This is a genomic window from Spirillospora sp. NPDC047418, from assembly GCF_040643275.1.
Lineage (GTDB): Bacteria > Actinomycetota > Actinomycetes > Streptosporangiales > Streptosporangiaceae > Spirillospora.
The window spans coordinates 56,503-73,157 of the sequence record NZ_JBEYTW010000038.1 but is presented as its reverse complement, the minus strand read 5'-3'; the positions used below and the strand labels follow the sequence as shown (position 1 = coordinate 73,157).

General features: G+C 67.9%; 16 protein-coding genes and 1 riboswitch. Of the genes, 5 read left to right on the top strand and 11 right to left on the bottom strand.

Features of this window, described 5'->3' with window-relative positions; translation table 11 throughout:
- Positions 1-103: 103 nt before the first annotated feature.
- The 6 genes from ABZ806_RS23575 to ABZ806_RS23550 form a co-directional block, all read right to left on the bottom strand.
- Positions 104-856 carry a CHAP domain-containing protein gene (locus ABZ806_RS23575; RefSeq protein ID WP_500219519.1) on the bottom strand — a complete coding sequence of 251 codons (753 nt, stop codon included), beginning with the start codon at positions 854-856 and terminating at the stop codon, positions 104-106.
- An 11-nt stretch (positions 857-867) separates the two neighbouring features.
- Positions 868-1,024, bottom strand: a riboswitch (cyclic di-AMP (ydaO/yuaA leader).
- 1,407 nt (positions 1,025-2,431) lie between these two features.
- Positions 2,432-3,658, bottom strand: coding sequence for a TetR/AcrR family transcriptional regulator (locus ABZ806_RS23570; protein WP_500219522.1), 1,227 nt, complete (start codon positions 3,656-3,658; stop codon positions 2,432-2,434).
- Between the two features lie 23 nt (positions 3,659-3,681).
- A complete protein-coding gene (locus tag ABZ806_RS23565) occupies positions 3,682-4,506 on the bottom strand; it encodes an SDR family NAD(P)-dependent oxidoreductase (RefSeq protein ID WP_500219518.1) in 825 nt (274 codons plus the stop codon).
- A gap of 20 nt (positions 4,507-4,526) precedes the next feature.
- Entirely contained in the window at positions 4,527-4,940 is a 414-nt protein-coding gene (locus ABZ806_RS23560; RefSeq protein ID WP_500219517.1) for a MaoC family dehydratase, read from the bottom strand.
- Positions 4,937-5,389: a MaoC family dehydratase N-terminal domain-containing protein gene (locus tag ABZ806_RS23555; RefSeq protein WP_500219516.1), complete on the bottom strand. Its 453-nt coding sequence runs from the start codon at positions 5,387-5,389 to the stop codon at positions 4,937-4,939. The genes ABZ806_RS23560 and ABZ806_RS23555 overlap by 4 nt, the downstream gene beginning before the upstream one ends.
- A gap of 1 nt (position 5,390) precedes the next feature.
- A complete protein-coding gene (locus tag ABZ806_RS23550; RefSeq protein ID WP_500219515.1) occupies positions 5,391-6,578 on the bottom strand; it encodes a lipid-transfer protein in 1,188 nt (395 codons plus the stop codon).
- Positions 6,579-6,718: 140 nt separating this feature from the next.
- Here ABZ806_RS23550 and ABZ806_RS23545 point away from each other — a divergent pair, with 140 nt between their 5' ends.
- From ABZ806_RS23545 to ABZ806_RS23535, 3 genes are all read left to right on the top strand, one after another.
- Complete coding sequence (locus ABZ806_RS23545; protein ID WP_500219514.1) at positions 6,719-7,714, top strand: NAD(P)H-dependent flavin oxidoreductase; 996 nt, start codon at positions 6,719-6,721, stop codon at positions 7,712-7,714.
- Between the two features lie 5 nt (positions 7,715-7,719).
- Complete coding sequence (locus ABZ806_RS23540) at positions 7,720-9,279, top strand: acyl-CoA synthetase (RefSeq protein WP_500219513.1); 1,560 nt, start codon at positions 7,720-7,722, stop codon at positions 9,277-9,279.
- A 91-nt stretch (positions 9,280-9,370) separates the two neighbouring features.
- Complete coding sequence (locus ABZ806_RS23535) at positions 9,371-11,107, top strand: tannase/feruloyl esterase family alpha/beta hydrolase (protein WP_500219512.1); 1,737 nt, start codon at positions 9,371-9,373, stop codon at positions 11,105-11,107.
- A 149-nt stretch (positions 11,108-11,256) separates the two neighbouring features.
- Here the strand turns inward: ABZ806_RS23535 and ABZ806_RS23530 are convergent, their stop codons facing one another.
- Entirely contained in the window at positions 11,257-12,012 is a 756-nt protein-coding gene (locus ABZ806_RS23530) for a hypothetical protein (RefSeq protein ID WP_500219511.1), read from the bottom strand.
- Between the two features lie 336 nt (positions 12,013-12,348).
- On the opposite strand from ABZ806_RS23530, the gene ABZ806_RS23525 reads away from it, so the two are divergent.
- Together ABZ806_RS23525 and arsB are read left to right on the top strand one after the other, a co-directional pair.
- Positions 12,349-12,636, top strand: coding sequence for an ArsR/SmtB family transcription factor (locus ABZ806_RS23525; RefSeq protein WP_500219510.1), 288 nt, complete (start codon positions 12,349-12,351; stop codon positions 12,634-12,636).
- On the top strand, positions 12,633-13,742 hold the full coding sequence (arsB, locus tag ABZ806_RS23520) for an ACR3 family arsenite efflux transporter (RefSeq protein ID WP_500219509.1): 1,110 nt from the start codon (positions 12,633-12,635) through the stop codon (positions 13,740-13,742). Before ABZ806_RS23525 ends, arsB begins: the two co-directional genes overlap by 4 nt.
- On the opposite strand, the gene ABZ806_RS23515 is transcribed toward arsB, so the two are convergent.
- From ABZ806_RS23515 to ABZ806_RS23500, 4 genes are all read right to left on the bottom strand, one after another.
- Positions 13,739-14,809, bottom strand: a complete 1,071-nt coding sequence (locus ABZ806_RS23515; RefSeq protein ID WP_500219508.1) for an IS630 family transposase — start codon at positions 14,807-14,809, stop codon at positions 13,739-13,741. The genes arsB and ABZ806_RS23515 overlap by 4 nt on opposite strands.
- An 88-nt stretch (positions 14,810-14,897) precedes the next feature.
- Complete coding sequence (locus ABZ806_RS23510; RefSeq protein WP_500219507.1) at positions 14,898-15,602, bottom strand: AbiV family abortive infection protein; 705 nt, start codon at positions 15,600-15,602, stop codon at positions 14,898-14,900.
- Between the two features lie 14 nt (positions 15,603-15,616).
- Positions 15,617-15,922, bottom strand: a complete 306-nt coding sequence (locus tag ABZ806_RS23505) for a hypothetical protein (RefSeq protein ID WP_500219506.1) — start codon at positions 15,920-15,922, stop codon at positions 15,617-15,619.
- Positions 15,923-16,020: 98 nt separating this feature from the next.
- Positions 16,021-16,650 (bottom strand): methyltransferase family protein, encoded by a 630-nt coding sequence (locus ABZ806_RS23500; RefSeq protein ID WP_500219505.1) that lies wholly within the window; start codon positions 16,648-16,650, stop codon positions 16,021-16,023.
- Positions 16,651-16,655 lie beyond the last annotated feature (5 nt).

The following is a 16,655-nucleotide window of genomic DNA, read 5'->3' as shown; positions in this document are numbered from 1 at the left end:
GCGCTAAATGATCATGGTGTTCTCCCTGGCCGCTCCGCCGGCGGCGCCGGGGGGGGGGGGCCGGGCGCCTTCAGGGTCTGGAGGGTTCTGGAGGGGCTGGAGGTCAGCTCTTGGCGTAGTCGGGGTATCCGTAGCCCACCACGTCGGACTTGTCGCGCACCTCTTGCTTCACCGCGTCGTCGGTGTTGCCCTCGATGGTGCTGATGGTGCCGTCGCCGTTGTCCTTGACAACAAGTGCGACATGGTCGATGGCACTGAGATCCGCGTCGGCGCCCTGCTTCCAGTCGAAGAACACGAGCGAGCCGGGCTTGGCAGCCTTACCCCAGCGGCCGGTGTCCTTGAACCAGTTGGCGTGCTGGACGGTGTAGGCGTCCCAGCCCATGTTCTTGACGCCGGTCTGGGCGCCGAGCCAGGACACGAACATGTCGCACCACTGGGCGCCGTTGTAGGCCTTGACCGAGAAGCCTCCGTCGCGCTCGGCGGTGGCCTTGGCGTGCGGGGTCGAGACGTACCACTCGTGGAACTTGGTCTGCTTGTCCTTGCCCTCGCTGATGCCGACCTGCTTCTCGGCCAGCTTGATGACCTCGGATGCCTTGACGTCGCGCGGCGCGACCTTGTAACCCGCCTCCTTGGCCTCGGCGGTGGTCATGGCCGCCGAGCCCTTCGACTCGGTGCCCTGCTCGGCGGCCGCGGCGGCCGCCTGGGCGGGGGTCTCGGCCGCGGCGCTGCCGCCGGCGAGGGGGTTCAGGACGGCGAGCCCGACGGCGCCGGCGAGGACGGCACTAGCGGCGACGCCGACAGCCTTGTCCTCGGACGAGAAGCGGTTGAGCGAAAGTCGATCGAAACGACCGATCATGCAGGGAATCTCCTTGTCTTCCATGACGCCTACCGGGTTAGCTGACGGATTCGGGCATGGAAGCAGCCCTACGGCGCGACTCTTCGGCGCGCCGATTCACCCCTGGAACGTTGGGTCCCCGGCTCCGTCCGGTCGTGTCGACCTGGACGGACTCGGCCTCGCACCGCGGAAGCGGTGCAGACTATTCGGATATATCTCAGCGACTGATCTCGGTGAGGGTGCGCGCATCGTGTGGCGCGCATCGCGTGCGGATACCGCTCCGCGATCCTCGGCCGCACGTGGCACGGCCGGCGGCAACGCATGGGGCGCGCTGCGGGATTCGGATAGAAGGTAGGCAACCTTCCCGGGAAAAGCAAACCAGACACAAACCTCGGTTATGCCCGCTCAATGCCCTTCCAAGGATTCACCAACAGCGTCAGGCCCCCGGGTGTTCCCGGGCTCTCCCCGACTGGCCCTCAGCCCTTTGCCCACAGGGCTTACCGGCCGATGACCAAAGGTAAAGAACGCTCGGTACGCGGTGGTCAACGGAGGGACGCCCGCCGCGTACCCGCCGGCCGCTCGGCCTGCAGGTCATCGGGAGCCTCGTGCTGCTGGGTTCGCGTAGGCAGGCACTGCACATGCTGGACCAGCCCTGCCCGGCTGGCACGGCCCGGCGCACAGATCCTGGCCAACGGCCCCTATATCGGCGCCGGCAAGACCGACGACTACATGGCCTACCACCAGCAGCACGCGACCGCCGGGCGGGTGCTGATGCCGGTCCGGTACCGGCGGTGGGACTCGGACTGGTTCGACCCGGCTGCCGCTTGGCGAGTCAGAACTCGCCGACCTAATCTGATGTTGGCGACCATGAGTGCCGAGCATGGAGATGGGGGCGGGAGCGGCGGCGACGGGGGCTCGGCCCGGGCGCCGTCGCTGGAGGAGATGGCGGGAGCGGGGGCGGGCGTGCTTCGGCGGGGACCTGGCCGGGCGTGAGCGCTACCGATGCCATGATGGTGGCGGTGGACACAGCGGCGGCGAGCCGGATCGCAGGACAGGCGGCGCGTAGCAGGCCGTACAAGCCCAGCAGGCTCGGTCTCGGCCCCGCGCCCGCGGGGACGGTTCAATGACGAGTGAGCACTATCGGACGTCTTGAATGCCTGCACACGGTCGCTGGCGGACCATGCCGGCTCGTTGTCTGCTCGGCGTTTCAGTGGCACGGAGAGAAGTAGCGGCACGGGATGGTCTAGATGTAGACAGTCTCAGTCTGTAGGTTGTGGGCTCGAATCTCACTCAACCCACGCCCTGACCACCTTTGAGGAGAACGACACTCCTGTTGCTACGCGCTGCAGGAGAAGGTCTGGGTCACCGGCCTTGGCAAGGAGCCGTGGGAGGTCTACGTGGTCAAGGCTGACGCCGATACCCTGGAGAAGGCCGAGGCATCGGGGTGCTGCACTCCTCAGACGGCCTCGACCACTAGTGCCGTCCCGGTGACGATCGGCGTCGAAGCCGCTGAGAAGGGCACGACGGGCAACGCCTGCTCTAGCCCACAGTGTGAGGTGCCGATGTCCTGAACGAGCGTCGGCACCTCGCCCCGGGTCAGGGGTTTGCTGGTCGTGGTGATGTGAGGACGGCTTGCCCCAGGGCGGCGAGGTCGTCGTCGAGGTGGGGGCGTCGGCGCAGGTGTTGGATGCGGGCGAGGTCGTTGACGAGGGCGAGGACGGCCTGGGTGATCACGCGGGCTTCGGGTTCGGTGAGGTCGGGTGTCTCGGTGGCGAGGAGTTGGACCCATTCGCCGATGTAGTCGTGTTGCAGGCGGCGGATCGTGCGCCGTTGGTCGTCGGGTAGGTGGACGACCTCGGTGATCAGTGCGCTGGTGAGGTGGCTGGAGGTCAGGGTCAGGTCGATGTAGGACCGGAGGAGTCGGGTGAGTGCCTGGCCGGGTGTGGATGCGGTGGCGAAGATGCGGCTGGCGTCCATGTGCAGGGCGTCGGCGGCGCGGGTGAGGGCCGCGACGAGGAGTTCGGACTTGGCGGTCACGTGGTTGTAGATGCTGGCGCCGCTGATGCCGGCGGCGGCTCCGATGTCCTCCATGCTGACGGCCTGGTAGCCGTGTTCGCCGAACAGGCGGGCGGCGGCGTCGAGGACGGATTCTCTGCGGGACGCGCGGGAGAGCCCAGTGTTCGTCTCGGTGTGGGGGCGGTCGGGCCTCTCCTGGGAGTCGGGGAGCGCGGTGTGGATCACGGCACTTCCGAGTTGCTGCAGGAGGGCGTGGAAGCGTGCGCGGGGAAGTTGGGCGCTGTGGTGGGAGGGGCTGGCGGAGACGGCGAACAGTGCCCAGGTCAGCAGGTCGGCGTCGGCTGTGGTGAGGCCGGGTCTGGCCGTTTGGATGACCGGGGCGGTGTTTTCGGCGACGCTGCGGAATCGGTGGCGTAGCCGGTCGCGGTCGGTGTCGGGAAGGTTGCGGGATTCGCGTTGCCAGAGCACTCCGAGGTCGCGGCGGTCCAGCGTGAGGGTGGCCATGACGTCCAGGAGGGTGTCGATGTCTCCTGGTGCGGTGCCGCGGACGGCGGTCTCGAACGCCGAGAGGCCGTCGTCGACGGTGCGGGCGAGCAGTTCCTGTTTGTTGCGGAAGTGGCGGTAGAGGGCCCCGGCCGTGATGCCGACCGCGCCGGCGATCTGGTCCATCGTGACGGTGTGGTAGCCGTGCTGGTGGAACAGGTCGGCGGCGGCGGTCACGATCTGCGCCTTGCGGTCGCGTGGGCGCCTGCCGCGTGCTGGATGGGTGCTCGTCCGGGTCATCGCGGGCTTGTCCTCGGTCGGCATCACGTGGGGAATGTTAGGTCCGTTCAGGAGTAGCCGCCGCCGCAGACGACGACCTGGCCGCTGATGTAGTCCGACTCTGGCAGGCACAGCAGGTAGACCGCTCCGGCGGCTTCTTCGGGGGTGCCGGCCCGGCCGAGCGGGATCATCTGCTCCATGGCGGTGAGCAGGCCGGGGTTGACGCCGACCTTGATCTGGCGTCCTTGCACGTCGATGGTGGTGGCGGTGTCGGCGGCGGCCTCGGTGAGGCGGGTGCGGATGAGGCCGTAGGCGACGGCGTTGACGTTGACCGCGTAGCGGCCCCATTCCTTGGCGAGGGTCTTGGTGAGGCCGACGATGCCGGCCTTGGCGGCGCTGTAGTTGGCCTGGCCGGCGTTGCCGCCGAGCCCGGCGATCGAGGAGATGTTGACGATCTTGCGGTGGACGCGCATGCCGTCGGCTTGTTCGGCCTTGACGTGGGCGCTGATGACCGGCTGGGCGGCGCGCAGGATGCGGAACGGTGCCTTGAGGTGGACGTCCAGGATCGCGTCCCACTGTTCGTCGGTCATCTTCTGGATGACGCTGTCCCAGGTGTAGCCGGCGTTGTTGATCACGATGTCGATGCCGCCGTAGTTGTCGACGGCGGTTGCGACGAACCGGTCGGTGAAGTCTTCGTCGGTGACGCTGCCGACGCAGGCGACCGCCTCGCCGCCTGCGGCTTTGATCTCGGCCAGGGTCTCTTCGGCCGGTTCGGGGTCGAGGTCGTTGATGACGACGCGGGCGCCGTGGCTTGCGAGTTTGAGGGCGATGGCGCGGCCGATGCCGCGGCCGGAGCCGGAGACCAGGGCGATCTTGCCGTCGAGTGTTCCCACGGGAGTCCTTTCCGGTGCTGTCATGCCAGTGCGATGAGGGCTTGGCCGCGCAGCGTGATGGTGCCGTCGTTCAGGGCCACTTGGAGGTCGAGGCGGGCGCGGCGTTCTCCGTCGCCGTCTTCGATCGCGGTGACCTGGCCTGTGCAGATCGGCTCGGCGTGCAGCGGGGTGATGGAGGTGAAGCGGACGCTGTAGGAGCGGATGCGGTCCTGAGGGACCCAGCCGGTCAGGAGCCGGCCGAGGTAGGCCATGGAGAGCATGCCCTGCGCGAAGACGTCGTCGAGCCCGGCGTTGCGGGCGGCGTCGATGTCGATGTGGATGGGGTTGTGGTCGCCTGATCCGCCCGCGTACAGGGCCAGCGTCGTCCGGCTGATCTTCGGTAGCCGCAGGGGCGGCAGTTCGTCGCCCTCGCGCAGGTCGGTGAGGGGGATCATGCTTCCGCCTTCTCCTGCTGGACGACGATGACGTTGCTCAGCTCGGCGATCGGCAGGCCGGCTCTGGTGACCTGGGTCTGGCGGACGAGGAACCGCAGCGCGCCGCCCTTGCGCTCGTAGTCGTCGGTGATGCGGGATTCGAAGGTCAGGCTGTCGCCGGCGTGGCAGAGCGCGTGGTAGGTGAAGCTCTGCTCGCCGTGCAGGACCCGGTCGAGGTCGATTCCGGCCTCGGTCAGGAAGGCGAACGGGTCCGGCCGGTCCATCTCCAGGCAGAACAGGAAGGTCGGGGGGACGGGCATGTCGCGGTGGCCAGCGCCGCGGGCGGCGTCGAGGTCGGTGTAGACGGGGTCGGTTTCCCCGATGGCCTTGGCGAACAGCCGCAGCCGCCCGCGCTCTACATCGACGGTCGACGGCGGCGTGGACAAGCCGGTCGCTGGTGATCCGGCCATCTCAGCTGGTCCTCTCGTAGAGGGTGACCACGGCGGCGCCGCCGAGCCCGATGTTGTGCTGGAGTGCCAGCCGGGCGCCCTCGACCTGCCGGGCGTCGGCCTGGCCGCGCAGCTGCCAGACCAGCTCGGCGCACTGCGCGAGGCCCGTTGCGCCGAGCGGGTGTCCCTTGGACAGCAGCCCGCCGGACGGGTTGGTGACGACCTTCCCGCCGTAAGTGTTGTCGCCGTCCAGGACGAACCTTTCCGCGGTCCCCTCGGGGGTGAGCCCGAGCGCCTCGTAGCTGATCAGCTCGTTGGTGGTGAAGCAGTCGTGCAGCTCCACCACATCGATGTCGTCGGGCCCTACGCCGGCGTCGGCGTAGACGCGCTCGGCCGCGGCCCGGCTCATGTCGTAGCCGACGACCTTCATCATGTCTCCGGCGTCGAAGGTGGAAGCGGTGTCGGTGGTGAGCGCCTGGGCGCGGATGGCGACGGAGGCGTCCAGGCCGTGCCGCCGCGCGAAGTCGGTGCTGCAGACCACCGCGGCGGCCGCGCCGCAGGTGGGCGGGCAGCACTGCAGGCGGGTCAGCGGCCCGTAGATGCGCGGGGACGCCAGCACCTCCTCCTCGGTCAGCGCCGTCCGGAACACCGCATAGGGATTGCCTGCGGCGTGGCGCCGTGCCTTGACCGAGATCTTCGCGAACGTCTCGGGCGCGGTGCCGTGCGCGTCGGCGTAGGCCTGGCCGGCGCCGCCGAACAACTGCGCGGCGACCGGTGCGTGCGCGTCCGCTCCCTGGATCTGCGCCATCGCCGTCTCGGAGCGTTGCAGGGGGTCGGGGCGGTCGTCCCAGACGCTGGCGAGGGCGCCCGGGCGCATCTGCTCGAAGCCGACGGCCAGCACGCAGTCCACCTCGCCGCTCTGGACTGCCTGGCGGGCCAGCCACAGCGCAGAGGAGCCGGTGGCGCAGTTGTTGTTGACGTTGACGATGGGGATGCCGGTCTGCCCGAGGCCGTACAGGGCCGCCTGGCCGCAGGTGGAGTCGCCGTAGACGTAACCGGCGTAGGCCTGCTGCACCTGGCGGTAGTCGAGGCCCGCGTCCGCCAGCGCGACGCGGGCGGCCTGCTCGGCGAGCACCGTGTAGGGGGTGCCCGCACTGGGCTTGGAGAACGGAGTCATCCCGACCCCGGCGATCTGAACGAAACGGTCCACGCAGAACCTCCGCACTGGTGTCATGCCGCTTGCTCTTGCCAACGGAGGTTAATCCATATTTACTTACGCCACCAAGTGCCCACTACAGACGCATGCTGTGATCTCATGGTCCACCATCGAATCTTCACTCTGGAGGGGTGATGGCGCTGCCTTCCCGGCTCGACCGCCTAGCGCTCCCACTCGTGGCCGCCCCGATGACCGACGTGTCGGGGCCCGAACTGGTGACCGCGGCGTGCCGCAACGGGGTGGTGGGCTCGTTCCCCACCCACAACGCGCGGACGCCCTCCGAACTCGACAGCTGGCTGGAGCAGATCACCGCCGGCCTGGCCGACCTGGAGGACGAGGCCGCTCCGTTCGCCGCGAACCTGGTCGTGCACCGCTCGAACCAGCGGCTCGCGGGAGACGTCGCCTCCCTGATCCGCCATGAGGTGCCCCTGGTCATCACCAGCGTCGGGTCGCCCGCTCCCGTCCTGGCCCCGCTGCAGGACGCGGGCTGCCTGGTCTTCGCCGACGTCGCGAGCATGCGGCACGTCCAACGCGCGATCGACGCCGGCGTGGACGGCCTGGTGCTGCTGACAGCGGGCGCCGGCGGCCAGACGGGCTCGGCCAACCCGCTGTCGTTCGTCCGGGCCGTCCGCGGCCAGTTCGACGGACCCATCGTCCTCGCCGGAGGCGTGTCGGACGGCGTCGCCGTGTGGGCCGCCCAGGCCCTGGGCGCCGATCTGGCCTATATGGGCACCAAGTTCATCGCGACCACCGAGAGCCTCGCCGACGACGCCTTCCGCCGGGCACTGGTCGAATCGACCCTGGACGACGTCACCCTCACCACCGCACTGAGCGGTCTACCAGCCAACTTCCTGGACGGATGGTTGAAGAAGGCGACGGCGGACGCCCCGCCCCAGGGCACCGACGGGTTCGCGCAACAACGGCTCCTCAACCAGCGCAACGTGTGGAGCGCCGGCCACAGCGTCTCGGGAATCACCGGGATCCTCGGCGTCGCCGAACTGGTCGATCAGACCCGCCGCGAGTACGACCAAGCCCGGCAGGCGACGGCCGAGGCGCTCCAGCGGGCCGCCGAGCACCGGCACTCCGCATCACCACGGCAATCCACGGCCACCCCAGGATCAGGAAGGTAGACGCCATGTGGGGAACTCTGCCCAAGGTCTTCGACCGGACGTGCACCTACTACGCCGACCGCACCGCCCTCGTGGACGCCGACCGGCGCCTCAGCTACGCCCAGATGCGCCAGTGGGCCAACCGGGTCGGTAACGGACTCACCGGCCTCGGAGTCGGCAACGGGCATCGCGTCGGGCTTCTCATGCCGAACTGCCTGGAATTCATCCCCACGATGTGCGGGATCTGGAAGGCGGGCGCGGCGGTCACCCAGATGCCCACGCGCGCCTCCGCCGAGGACTTCCACTACTTCCTCGACGAGGTCGGGGCCTCGACGCTGATCTACCACGAATCCTTCGACGGCCAGATCGCGCAGATCCGCGACCGGCTCCCCGAACTCCAGCACGTCATCCGGCTCGGCGGCGGCACCCCCGCGGCGGACGTCCTGGACTACGAGACCGCCTTCGGGACGCAGCCCGCGTCCGCCCCGGACGTGCACATCAGTATCGAAGACCTGGCCTTCGTCGGGTTCACCTCAGGAACCACGGGCGTTCCCAAGGGCGTCCTGCAGACCCACGCCACCTGGTCGCACTACGCGATCAGCGCGGGCCTGGAGATCGGCGACATCCGCCCCGGCGAGGTCTTCGCGCACGCCGCGCCGCTCACGCACTTCACCCAGACCTTCGTGATGCCCGTCTTCATGCGCGGCGGAACCAACGTCCTGCTGCCCGGTTTCGACCTCGGTCTGCTGCTGGACACCATCGAGCGGGAGGGCGTGACGGCCACCGCCGTCGTCCCCACGATCGTGTACATGCTGCTGGACCACCCCCGCCGCGAGAAGGCCGACCTGTCCACGCTCCGCACGATCATCTATGCCGGCTCCCCCATGGCCCCCGACGGGCTCCGCCGCGCCCTGGAGACCTTCGGTCCCGTCTTCGCCCAGACCTACGCCGGAACCGAGCCCGGCTACATGACCTGCCTGCGCAAGGAAGACCACCGCCTGGACTCCCCCGAGTGGATCGCCCGGCTGGCCTCGGCCGGACGCGCGATGTACCACGTCGACCTGACCGTCCGCGACACCGACGGCAACCTCCTGCCGCCGGGCGAGACCGGCGAGATCTGCGCCTCCCAGCCCGGGCAGATGGTCGGCTACGTCGACGCCGACCGGGACGCCGAGGCGATGCAGGACGGCTGGGTACGGTCCGGCGACATCGGCTACATCGACGACGCCGGCTACGTCTTCATCGTCGACCGCAAAAAGGACATGATCGTCACCGGCGGCTTCAACGTCTTCCCCCGCCAGATCGAGGACGTCCTGATCACCCACCCCGCCGTCGCCCAGTGCGCCGTCATCGGCGTCCCGGACCCGCGGTGGGGCGAGGCGGTCAAGGCGCTCGTGGTCGTCCGGCCGGGCGCCCCGGTCGAACCCGACGAGCTCATCGCCCTAGTCAAGGAGCACAAGGGAAGCGTCTGGGCGCCCAAGAGCGTCGACTTCATCGACTCCTTGCCCACCAACCCCGCAGGCAAGATCGACAAGAAGTCGCTGCGGGCACCGTACTGGTCCGGCCGCAGCCGCCAGGTCAACTGACCGCCCACCCTCCCCGCGACACCCCCACCCATTTCCGACCGCAGCAGAGCGGTCCTCTGCTGCACCCCCGGCGGAAGGACAACCACCCCACATGGGACGCGTAAGCCTGCCCAAAACCAGACCGACACTCCTGATCGTCGGCACCCTCATGGCCGTCCTGATGACGGTCACCGCCGCCCAGGCCCTCACCGGCAGAACACCGGCCAGAGCCGGCACCACCACACCGACGGCGGCGGCCGTCCCCTGCCAGCAGCTCACCGGCCTGGACCTCACCGCCCTGCCCGACGCCCCCACAAAGATCATCTCGGCGACGCACGTCGCCGCCAGCGCCGACAAGCCCGCCTACTGCAAGGTCAAGGGCTACGTCTCACCCCAGATCCAGTTCGAACTCCGGCTCCCCGAACAGGGCTGGACCGGACGCTACGTGCAACTCGGCTGCGGCGGCTTCTGCGGATTCGAAGCCCCCGACAACCCCAACCACTTCGTCCCCGGCGGATGCGCGCCCCCCGACGACGGACGCGTCGTCCTCGGCGCCAGCAACGGCGGCCACATCGGCGTCGACTCCCGAGACGCCCTCTGGGCCCACTCGGACCCGCAACTGCGAATCGACATGGCCTACCGGTCCGAGCACGTCACCGCGCTCGTCGCCAAGGCCGTCACCAAGGCCTACTACGGGCAGGCGCCCCAGTACTCCTACTTCGCCGGATGCTCCAACGGCGGCCGGCAGGCACTGATGGAGGCCCAGCGCTACCCCGACGACTTCGACGGCATCATCGCCGGCGCCCCCGGCAACAACCTCACCGCACTGGCCGGCGAGTTCTTCCCCTGGATCGCCACCGTCAACACCGACGACGAAGGCCGCCAGATCCTCGGCCCGGACAAACTGCCGCTCCTGCAGAACAAGGTCATGCAGGCCTGCGACGCCACCGACGGGCTCACCGACGGCCTCATCAACAACCCGCGCAACTGCGACTTCGATCCCGGCACGCTGCGCTGCCCCACCGCCTCGTCCCAGCCGACCTGCCTGACCAGAGACCAGGTCGACGTGGTCCGCAAGATCTACCAGGGACCGGTCGACGCCAAGGGCCGAAAGCTGTTCCCCGCCGGACTCGCCAAGGGCACCGAAGCAGCCTGGCTCGGCTACGTCATCGCGCCCCAAGGCCAGACCGGCGGCCTGGAAGCACTCGGCTACAACTACCTCAAGTACTTCGCGTCCTGGAACAACCCACCCGCCTCGTACACCCTCAAGGACCACCGCTTCGACCTGCGCACCTTCAAGAAACTGCGCAAAATGAGCGGCATCTACGACTCCACCGACCCCGACCTCACCCGCTTCCGCGACCACGGCGGCAAGCTCATCATGTGGCACGGCTGGTCCGACCCCGCCATCCCGACCGAGAGCACCCTGGCCTACCACCACGCCCTCACCCAGCGGATGGGCGGCCCCAAGGCCACCGGACGATTCGCCCGAACCTTCCTGTTCCCCGGCGTCTACCACTGCGTGAACGGATACGGACCCGACACCTTCGACCTGTTCACACCCATCTACGACTGGGTCGAGAAGGGCACCGCACCCCAGAAGGTCATCGCCGCGAAGAAGAACGGCGACCAGATCGTCCGGACCCGGCCCGTCTACCCCTATCCGATGCAGACCAAGTACACCGGCACCGGAAGCATCGACGACGCCGCCAACTTCACCGGCGTCATGCCCAGCAAACAACCCGGCGACCGCTACCCCTGGGTCGGCGCCCCATTCCGCTCCGACTACCAGCAGACCTGCCGCTGGGAAGGCACAAAACTGAAGTGCACCCGGACAAGGTCCGCCTGAGTCCACGCTGAACACAGCCTCACGGGACCGCGGGACCGCGGGAGCGCGCAGCGCACCGTGGCAGAACGCCACAGGGCCAGCGCGCCCCGCGGTCCCACGCGGTCAAGGCGTTCCCCTCCCGCAGGGCCCGCGCCGACGCCCTTCAATGCTCATCTGAGAACTCGAACGGAATAGAAGACGAAGCATCCGAACAAGCACGACAAACCGTAGGCGATGTTCCGCCCGGTGCCACCGAAGAAGACGTAGAAGCACGCCGCGAATACGCAAATCAAGACGAGAACGATGTCCAGGATCCCCAGGATGAGTGCGAGCACAAGTCGGATCAAGAACCAGACGAACCCCAGGCCGTACCACTTTCCCATGGTCGAGTCGTCGTAGGCCCATCGGCTCAAGGCCAGTGGACTGTAGAACCCCTCATCCCAGTAGCGCCGCCACCTGTCGATTCCTTGATTCAGCAGATTCGGCGAGGCCTCCTGAGCCGTCACCTGGGCGGGCTTGAACTCGATACTCTTTACCTGAGCCTGCGTGACGTCGACCCTCACCGTACGGTCTCGGACCTGGATCTTTGTCGTCCCCTCCAGGGTGGCCTCGAACTCACCGGCATGGCCACCAAGATCGTAAATCTCGTCGAAGCCAGCGGACTGGTCACGGAGCACCACACGGATGGCGTCGGCAGGCGGCTTCGGCAGGGCGTATTTGGCACCGATCGAGAACTCGCCCAGGGGCGTCACCACCGACTTGTCTCCGGAGACGACCAGCCCGCTCCCCGGGCTATAGCTGATCTTGAACGGAAGAAACGTCGGCTTGTACGACCCCTGGGCGCTACCACCGCCCCCACATCCTGACACGCCAACGAGAACCACGATCAGCAGCGGCGCGATGACGAGCCCGACACGGCGAGTCATATCGCCGGACCCTACGTCACGACGTGTCGCGCCACCATGTCAAACGACACAGACCAACGTCCGATACAAAGCTGAGTCTGTCGGGGCCCGGCTCCTGCGCCCGACCTTTATGCTGCGACGCGACCACACAGCGAATTGCGCTTCCCTCAACCACCTCCGGGTCCGCGAACCGATCACCGTGTGATCGTGAGTTCTGCCCAGGATCGGCAGCCAGTCAACGCGCAGGACAGCCGGGACGGGGTGGCGGGCGCCTGGCCGTGCGAGGCGGGCGTTGGCCTGGGCGGATGGGACTTGCTAACATATCATTCTGTGATGATGTCAGCTGATACTGATGTGTTGAAGCTGTTGGCCGATCCGCTGCGGGCCCGCATCGTGAGCCTGCTCGCCGACGAGGCGCTCTGCACGTGCCACCTGGTGGAGGAGACCGGGGCACGGCAGACCAACGTCTCCAACCACCTGCGCGTCCTGCGAGATGCCGGCCTGGTCGAGACCGAGCCCTGCGGACGGTTCACCTACTACCGGCTGCGCCCAGAGGCACTGGAGGCGCTGGCCACGCGGTTCAGCGAACTCGCCGCAGCAGCTCACACCGCCTATGACAACGACAGGAAAAGGCCCTGCACGTGACCACCCAGACCTCCGAGACCGCAGCGAACCAGCCCGAGAGCGGGCTGGTGGGCAAGCTGTCCACGCTGGACCGCTTCCTGCCGGTGTGGATCATCGTCGCCATGGCGGTCGGTCTCGGCCTGGGCCGGGCGGTGCCCGGGCTCGACGACGCACTCTCCAAGGTGGAGATCGGCGGGATCTCCGTACCGATCGCGCTCGGCCTGCTGATCATGATGTACCCGGTGCTGGCCAAGGTTCGCTACGACCGCCTCGACACCGTCACCGGCGACCGGCGTCTGATGACCTCCTCGCTGATCCTCAACTGGCTGGTGGGTCCGGCGATGATGTTCGCGCTGGCCTGGATCTTCCTGCCGGACCTGCCCGAGTACCGCACCGGTCTGATCATCGTCGGGCTGGCCCGCTGCATCGCGATGGTCATCATCTGGAACGACCTGGCCTGTGGAGACCGCGAGGCCGCCGCCGTCCTAGTCGCCCTCAACTCCGTCTTCCAGGTCATCGCGTTCGGCGCCCTGGGATGGTTCTACCTGCAAGTGCTACCGGGTTGGCTGGGCCTTGCCACCGACGAGGTCGACTTCTCGGTCGGCAAGATCGTGGTGAACGTGCTCGTCTTCCTCGGCGTCCCCCTGCTGGCCGGCTACCTCACCCGCCGCACCGGCGAGAAGACCAAGGGGCGCGACTGGTACGAGTCCCGGTTCCTGCCCCGCATCGGGCCGGTCGCGCTGTACGGGCTGCTGTGCACCATCGTGATCCTCTTCGCCCTCCAGGGGAAGACGATCACCTCCCAGCCCGCCGACGTCGCCCGCATCGCAGTGCCCCTGCTGGTCTACTTCGCGCTCATGTGGGGCGGCTCCTTCGCCCTCGGACGCGCCGTCCGGCTGCCCTACCCGCGCACCGCGACGCTCGCCTTCACCGCCGCCGGAAACAACTTCGAGCTGGCCATCGCGGTCGCCATCGGCACGTTCGGCGTCACCTCCGGCCAGGCCCTGTCCGGCGTCGTCGGCCCCCTGATCGAAGTGCCGGTGCTGGTCGCGCTGGTATACGTCTCGCTCTGGCTGCGCCGCCGCAGCACCGCCCAGCCATCAGTCGAGCAACCCCAGATCCGCTAGTGTTTCGCTCGAAAAGTTTCTTTTCGTTTGATTTTGGCGATGATCTCGTCGGCGTCCTTGGTCCAGGAGAACGGTTCGCAGCGGTCGTTCCAGCCGTCGATGAATGCGCCGATCGCGGCGGTGAGTTGTTTGACCGAGGTGAACGAGCCGCGGCGGATGGCTTGGCGGGTGATGATGCCGAAGAAGATCTCGACCATGTTCAGCCAGGAGCAGCCGGTCGGGGTGAAGTGCAGGGTGATCCGGGGATGCTTGGCGAGCCAGGCCCTGACGTTGGCGTGCTTGTGGGTGCGGTAGTTGTCGCACACGATGTGCAGCTCGGTGTCGGGGTAGGCGGCGGCGACCTTCTTCAAGAAGGCCAGGAACTCGGTGTTGCGGTGGCGGCGGTAGCAGGCGTCGGCGCCGATGCGGCCGGTGGCGACCTCCAGGGCGGCGAACAGGGTGGTGGTGCCGTGCCGGATGTAGTCGTGGGTCTGCTGCTCGGGGATGCCCGGACGGATCGGCAGGATCGGCTGGCTGCGCTCCAGTGCCTGGCACTGGGACTTCTCATCCACGCTCAGCACGATCGCGTTCTCCGGCGGGTGCAGGTACAGCCCGACCACGTCACGGATCTTGGTCTCCAGCTGCGGGTCGGTGGAGAACTTGAAGCTCTCCTTGCGCCAGGGCTGCAGCCCGTAGGACCGCCACACTTCCACCACCGTGGAGGGTGCGACGTTCAGTTCCTTGGCCAGCAGCCGGCTGGACCAGTGCGTCACGCCCAGCTTGGCCGGAGGCGGCTCCAGCGTGCGCACCACGATCTCCACCTCGTCCACGCTGCGCGGACGCCCCGGCCGGGCGGCATCGGTCAGCGCCGCGATCCCGCCCGAGGCGTACCGGCCGCGCCAGTGCCGGACGGTCGGCACCGAGGTCCCGGTCAGCTCGGCCACCTCGGTGTGCGCCAGCCCCTCGGCCGCCAGCAGCACGATCCGCGCCCGCCGGGCCAGGCCCGCCGAGACACTGCGCGCCGACTCCAGCCGGCGCAACTCGGCCGCATCACCATCACGCAATGCCAAAGGGGCAGCGATTCGCATACCCCAGTCTCTCAAACAGAAAGAAACTTTTCGAGCGAAACACTAGGACTGAACCGGTGATCCGCCTGGACTGCCTTCAATCACGGTCTTAACGAGCAGTCCCGTGATCATCCTCCTCGACCGCTGAGGTGGGCTTTCCGGTGGCTGCCGCCCATTCCTCGGGATGTGAAATGGCGAGCAGCCGGAACTGCTGAGGGTGCGTGCTGTCATACGGCGTGACAGCTTCGAACTTCATGCGGGAATGGTCTCGGATGAGCAGCATCTCGATCACCCGCGCAGCCGTCTGCAGGTCCTCCGCTATCGTCCCGGCCGGGACCTCTGTAGGCGAGAGGACGGTCCCGTCGCTCCCGCGGTCGACATAGAACCCTCGCTGCTTGGCACGGTTGGCCTCCTTGGCTGCGACCGCGGCTTCTTCGCACCATCGGTTACCGATCGCCTCCCATGCCTCCTGGTCGGTGCCCAGGTCGCTCATGGCGCTGTAGTCACCCCAAAACTCGGCAAGCTCGTCGCCGAAAACGACTGCTTCGAGGTACTTCCTTGTGTGGTTCAGTCCGTACTGAGCCAGTTGCTCTACGGTGCGGAACTTCTCGTCGCCCTGGCTCCAGGCGCCCTGGAAGGCGTCGTAAATCCAGAGCGCTTTACCGAGTTCTTCCTGGGCCAAGACGGTGAGCGATCGCGCGCGCCCGAAGGAGCCCGCAGAGAGCAGACATCGGGCGTCCGCGACCAGAGAAGAGGCGTTGTCCATCAACGCCGTCCAGAACTCACGTGCCTCAACCGGGCGCATCTCCACCATCGCTTCAGTGTGTCTTAGCCGCCGAGGAGATCCAGACCGATTTTTCGGACGATAGCGCCATCGCGGCTGGAGAGTGGGTACATCTTCGGGCGGCGTGCCGGCGTCGTCGGCGGTGATGCGTCTATCGGATAAGGCAGCCGACCGCGTTCGGTGAGCGTGCAGCGGTCGATGGCCACCGGGCCGTGGCAGCCGAAGCCGACAAGCTCCGTGGTCGGCTGGAAAACACCGGTCAGGTAGCGCGGTCCTTTAATCGGGCGGCGGTAGGAGCCGTGCAGTGCACATGTCCTAGGGGCGGCGAGTTGGTCGAAAAGGTCGGCCAAGAGTCGGGCGTCCAATCGGGCCCGGCGCCCAGCACCGTGGTGTGTCGGGCGGCGCGCGGCTTGCCGGGTGGGCTGGGCAGCGCCTGCGGCAAGGCGTATCACGCCGGTGTACCTGGGATGCGGAGGCCGATGCCGGGCAGGAACCGGCCGACCCGAGCGGCGTAGGCGGTGTAATCGCCACCGTGGGCTCGCAGCAGGTACGGCTCTTCAACTGCGCGAACCTGCATTTGGATCGCCGCGACGGTCAGCCCCAGACCGAACAGGGCGATCACGTTGGGGACCATGGCAGCCAGCCCGGCCGCAGTGAGGATCATCGCGGTGAAGATGGGATTGCGTGCCAGCGCGAACACGCCGCCGGTGACCAGTTCGGTGCGCTCGTCCTCCTGCACCCCGATACGCCAGGAGGTGCCCATCGATGTCTGCGCGGCCAGCGTGGCCACCAGTCCCACGGCGGCCAGCACAACACCGACCGCCTGGACGGCGGGATGGTCCAGAAGGTCGACGGCGAGTAGTCCGGCAAGCGCGGTGACAGGGCCGGCGGCACCGATGAGCAGGGCGCCGGTGAACAGCACCCGGGCCCACCACTGCACACCGCCCTTGGTGAGGCCGCCGCCGCGGAAGCCGGTGTCGCCGGTGCGGCGCCACTGCACCCAGGAACGCAGCCCGAACGCCAGCACGGCCCAGGCCAGATAGATGACCAACGCGGCGATCGCCACGATGTCCTCCAAGATTG

Excerpts from the sequence above, each read along its gene's own strand:
- ABZ806_RS23575 (WP_500219519.1), bottom strand. The coding sequence starts at position 856 with ATGATCGGTCGTTTCGATCGACTTTCGCTCAACCGCTTCTCGTCCGAG.
- ABZ806_RS23570 (WP_500219522.1), bottom strand. The coding sequence starts at position 3,658 with ATGCCGACCGAGGACAAGCCCGCGATGACCCGGACGAGCACCCATCCA.
- ABZ806_RS23560 (WP_500219517.1), bottom strand. The coding sequence starts at position 4,940 with ATGATCCCCCTCACCGACCTGCGCGAGGGCGACGAACTGCCGCCCCTG.
- ABZ806_RS23555 (WP_500219516.1), bottom strand. The coding sequence starts at position 5,389 with ATGGCCGGATCACCAGCGACCGGCTTGTCCACGCCGCCGTCGACCGTC.
- ABZ806_RS23545 (WP_500219514.1), top strand. The coding sequence starts at position 6,719 with ATGGCGCTGCCTTCCCGGCTCGACCGCCTAGCGCTCCCACTCGTGGCC.
- ABZ806_RS23540 (WP_500219513.1), top strand. The coding sequence starts at position 7,720 with ATGTGGGGAACTCTGCCCAAGGTCTTCGACCGGACGTGCACCTACTAC.
- ABZ806_RS23535 (WP_500219512.1), top strand. The coding sequence starts at position 9,371 with ATGGGACGCGTAAGCCTGCCCAAAACCAGACCGACACTCCTGATCGTC.
- ABZ806_RS23530 (WP_500219511.1), bottom strand. The coding sequence starts at position 12,012 with ATGACTCGCCGTGTCGGGCTCGTCATCGCGCCGCTGCTGATCGTGGTT.
- ABZ806_RS23515 (WP_500219508.1), bottom strand. The coding sequence starts at position 14,809 with ATGCGAATCGCTGCCCCTTTGGCATTGCGTGATGGTGATGCGGCCGAG.
- ABZ806_RS23510 (WP_500219507.1), bottom strand. The coding sequence starts at position 15,602 with ATGGTGGAGATGCGCCCGGTTGAGGCACGTGAGTTCTGGACGGCGTTG.